This is a genomic window from Marinitenerispora sediminis, from assembly GCF_003336425.1.
Lineage (GTDB): Bacteria > Actinomycetota > Actinomycetes > Streptosporangiales > Streptosporangiaceae > Marinitenerispora > Marinitenerispora sediminis.
The window spans coordinates 1-1,889 of sequence record NZ_QEIO01000294.1 but is presented as its reverse complement, the minus strand read 5'-3'; the positions used below and the strand labels follow the sequence as shown (position 1 = coordinate 1,889).

General features: G+C 77.8%; 2 protein-coding genes. One reads left to right on the top strand and one right to left on the bottom strand.

The genetic code is table 11. The features are described 5' to 3' along the window. Nucleotides 1–534 precede the first annotated feature (534 nt). Nucleotides 535–930, bottom strand: coding sequence for an Rv3235 family protein (locus tag DEF28_RS26375; RefSeq protein WP_114400846.1), 396 nt, complete (start codon nt 928–930; stop codon nt 535–537). Between the two features lie 197 nt (nt 931–1,127). Here DEF28_RS26375 and DEF28_RS26370 point away from each other — a divergent pair. Beyond that, nucleotides 1,128–1,889: glycerophosphodiester phosphodiesterase (locus DEF28_RS26370; RefSeq protein ID WP_147281107.1), on the top strand; the 762-nt coding region annotated here is incomplete at its 3' end.

The window sequence follows — 1,889 nt, the reverse complement described above, 5'->3', positions numbered from 1 at the left end:
CAGCTGCGCCGGGTGAAGGAGTCCGTCCCGGCCTTCACCGACTCCTTCACCGAGCTCGGGCTCGTGGTGGTCGGCGGCGGCGAGTCGCCCAAGGAGATCACCGAGGCCGTCGCAGGAGCCGCGGGCGTACCAGGGACATCCGCTGCGCCGCGACCATCGGGACGGGCAGAGGCCCGCGGCGCCCGGCCCGGCGGCCACCGGGAGACACCTGGGGAACCCGCGCCGCGGCCGCGCGCCGAAGGACACCCGGGCGGGGATCGGTTCCCGGCCCCGTCTCCCGCCGCCCCTGGCGGCCCTGGCGGCTCTGCGGCCCTGGCGGCCGGCCCCGCCTAGCGGGACGGAAGCGTGCACGGCGCGGACTCCCGGCCGGGACGTGGGCGGCCGCCCGGGGCCCACCGCGGGTCCATGGCGGCCGCGGAGCCGGCCGCCCCGCCATGGCCGGCCCGCACCTGGCGGCGGTGCGGGACCGGCCTGCTCCGGCCGGGAGCCCGGGGGGGCGGCCCGCCGCGGCGGATCGCCCCCCCAGGCCGCCACCTACCGGTGCCGCACGTCGGTCTCCAGCGTCGTGCACAGCCAGAACCTCGGCGCGGACTCGATCCGCAGCGCGAGGGCCCGGTGCCGGGCGCCGCAGTCGATCACGCACGAGACCTCCGTGACGCCCGGTGCCGGCGACCGCAGGTGGGTGCGGCGCAGCCGGGGGCAGCGCGACACCGCATAGGCCCCGGCGCGGCGGCGCAGCATGCCGTAGGCGGGGCCGGACATGTGGTCCCGGAGCTGGACGGGGTCGCGCTGGCCGGCCAGCACCTCCGCGACGAGCTGGGTGAAGCGGGTGAGCTCCTGGGCCCGGCCGGGCGCCGCCGGGTGGGCGGAGCAATGCCGTGCGGGCCGCACGGCCGGGTGCGGGAGGTGCTGCGGGCGGAGGGTGGGCATCCGGACTTCCTCTCGTGTGCGGACGGCGGGCGGCGCTGGCGGACGTCGCCGGCCCGCACCGCGCCGGGGCGACGGCCCGGGGCGGACCGTCACCCGCACCAGAGTCCGCACCCCCGCCCGGATGCCACATGGAATTCCAGCTTTTCCGGCCGGTCCGGGGGGCGACCGCGTGCCCGGACCGGCGGCATACTGCTCGGGTGACCCCTCACCTCCTCGATCTGCCGACCCCGGTGGGGCTCGCGCACCGCGGCGGCTGGCTGCCCGGCGCCGCGGGCCGGGTGCGCACCGAGCTGGAGAACACCGCGCCCGCCTTCCAGCACGCGGTCGACCTCGGCTACCGCTACCTGGAGACCGACGTGCACGCCACCCGCGACGGCGTGCTCCTGGCGTTCCACGACGCCACCCTGGACCGCGCCACCGACGGCTCGGGCGCCATCGCCGAGCTGCCCTACGCGGAGGTGGCGCGGGCCCGCGTGGCCGGCACCGAGCCGGTGCCGCTGCTGGAGGACCTGCTCGGTACGTGGCCCGAGGCCAGGTTCAACATCGACGTCAAGGCCGATTCCGCCGTGCTGCCGCTCGTACGCGTGCTGCGCCGGACCGGCGCCTGGCACCGGGTGTGCGTCGGCTCGTTCAGCCAGCGGCGGCTGGAGCGGTTCCGGTGCGCGGCCGAGCGCCCGGTGGCGATGTCCTGCGGCCCGGTGGACGCCGCCCGGCTGCGGTTCGCCTCGTTCACCCCGCTACTGGCGTGGCTGGCCCGCCGGGGCGTCGGCTACGCGCAGCTGCCGCTGCGGCAGGGGCGGTTCCCCGTGGTGAGCCGCGACCTGATCGCCACGGCGCACCGCCTCGGCGTCCAGGTGCACGTGTGGACCATCAACGAGCCGGCGCTGATGCGCCGGCTGCTCGATGCCGGGGTCGACGGCATCGTCAGCGACAACGTGGTGGGGCTGCGGCAGGTACTC

Bases quoted from the DNA above. Each gene is read 5' to 3' on its own strand.
- DEF28_RS26375 (WP_114400846.1), bottom strand. From the start codon at position 930: ATGCCCACCCTCCGCCCGCAGCACCTCCCGCACCCGGCCGTGCGGCCC.